General features: G+C 30.5%; 3 protein-coding genes and 1 pseudogene. 2 read left to right on the top strand and 2 right to left on the bottom strand.

Going from position 1 to position 1,622, the window contains the following annotated elements; translation table 11 throughout:
* Positions 1-340, bottom strand: a pseudogene (locus PW5551_RS03840) (hypothetical protein); the annotation flags it as partial.
* A gap of 347 nt (positions 341-687) precedes the next feature.
* On the opposite strand from PW5551_RS03840, the gene PW5551_RS10155 reads away from it, so the two are divergent.
* Together PW5551_RS10155 and PW5551_RS10150 are read left to right on the top strand one after the other, a co-directional pair.
* The gene (locus tag PW5551_RS10155; protein ID WP_155811045.1) at positions 688-831 is read left to right on the top strand and encodes a hypothetical protein; all 144 of its coding nucleotides are present in this window, start codon (positions 688-690) and stop codon (positions 829-831) included.
* A 356-nt stretch (positions 832-1,187) separates the two neighbouring features.
* On the top strand, positions 1,188-1,352 hold the full coding sequence (locus PW5551_RS10150; RefSeq protein ID WP_158245403.1) for a huazacin family RiPP peptide: 165 nt from the start codon (positions 1,188-1,190) through the stop codon (positions 1,350-1,352).
* A gap of 8 nt (positions 1,353-1,360) precedes the next feature.
* Here PW5551_RS10150 and PW5551_RS03835 read toward each other — a convergent pair.
* Positions 1,361-1,622, bottom strand: a 262-nt coding sequence (locus PW5551_RS03835) for a transposase (RefSeq protein ID WP_158526130.1), incomplete at its 5' end; no start/stop codon positions are given.

Raw genomic sequence — 1,622 nt, 5'->3', positions numbered from 1 at the left:
CTCCTCTAAGATACCTTGGAAGTTTAGAGAACCCGTTTCTTAACTCATAGAAAGTTTCTTTAATTTCTTTCTCCTTTGAAAGTTTAACCAATACATCCATCTTTTCCACTAAAAGCAAATAATCAATGCTTCTTTTTTTAGATAACGTTATTGCCTTTTCTATCTTTTCAAGTGCTTCTTCATATTTTGCAGCCCATTTTAATTTTAATACATCAATGTAATTAATAACTTCTTCATGTTGTTTTATTGATTCATTTTTCAAATACTCACCCATATAATTTAAAAACGGTTTTGAAAACTGACCAAAGTTGAGTATTTCTACAATATCTTTTAGATTCATCTCTAATTCCCCCCCCAACCGATATATAATCTTTTAGTTACTAAATCGGTACCTAAAAGTTACTTAATATTGTTTTTTCCTATAATGTTAACGTCTTGTAGAAACAACTATTTTTTATTACAAAGATTATTATATCATAACCTTTATTATTCTTGGCATAAAGCAAAAGAATGAGAAGATGAAATGTAAAAAATGAGAAGTTGTAACATTTATTTTTAAAAATTCAAAAATAACAATCCTTTGTTTATACGCATTTTAGAAGTTGACAAAACACTTGAAAACCATATGGAAAAGAGTATGATAAATAGTGAAAGGGTGTTTATCTTAAATTATGTGGGGGGTTAAAAATGAAAAAGGTGCTTGTTATAGTAATCATGATGGTGATGTTTTCATTAGGAATAATTACTTTTGGAGGAGATGATAAGGACGCTGTTAAAACAAATATGTTGGAAACTGGAGCTATGATGAATATTATTAAAGAAAGTTGGTAAGTATGTATTTTAAACTTTATGATTACCTGTTTTAATCATTCTATTATTCTTGGAAGTATAGTTACCAGATCTTAGTTTCTGATTGAACCCTTTTGATTAGCATTTACCTTTGAAAAATAGTCTTGCTTTTGACCTAATCAAAGATATATACTAGTTGAACTAGATAATATGTTAAATCAGAAAGCACATTTTTAATGTAACAACCCAAAGTTTTGTAGAAGGTAGAGGATTTTCATTCTCAAGATGAGTCATATCTTAAAAAATTAAAAAGGAATAAAAACAAAAGAAAAAACCATTTTAAAACCAAGAAAGAATGCGTTTCGCAATTTAATTATTATACAAGGGGGTGAATTAATATGGCAGAAATTGATGTTGATCCTGAAGGAATAGGTTGTTTAGCATGTGCGGGTTGCTTATTTCCATGTCTTATATGCGTCGCTGATGGCCCTATTCCAGTTGCTGATTCTGTAGGACTTACGGCCGGAGCTAAAGCTATTTTTGCCGCTGGAGTTGCTGCTTAATTTAGATTTTAGAGCATATATATTATGTAAGAACTAATTGGTAAAAAGTCAAGGGGTAAAAAGGAAAAAGATTGCCAAGTCAAACCAGCGAACTTAGCCAAAGAATTGTTAGAATCGAAAAAAGCAACAGAACCGATCTCAGCTATGATACCCGCAGCGATAACAGGACCGATACCAGGAATAGAAGTAAGACAGATATACTCATTAGGATTAAGTCCTTTGATAGTTTTCTCAATAGCCTTATCAACTAATTTAATCTCGTTCTCCAAA

Origin of the sequence: Petrotoga sp. 9PW.55.5.1 (assembly GCF_003265365.1) — a bacterium.
Taxonomy (GTDB): Bacteria; Thermotogota; Thermotogae; order Petrotogales; family Petrotogaceae; genus Petrotoga.
Note: the sequence above shows the minus strand (reverse complement) of the source record. Positions and strands in the feature narration are given on the sequence as shown.

What these genes read in the sequence shown, in the direction of transcription:
- PW5551_RS10150 (WP_158245403.1), top strand. Translation starts at nt 1,188, where the DNA reads ATGGCAGAAATTGATGTTGATCCTGAAGGAATAGGTTGTTTAGCATGT.
- PW5551_RS10155 (WP_155811045.1), top strand. Translation starts at nt 688, where the DNA reads ATGAAAAAGGTGCTTGTTATAGTAATCATGATGGTGATGTTTTCATTA.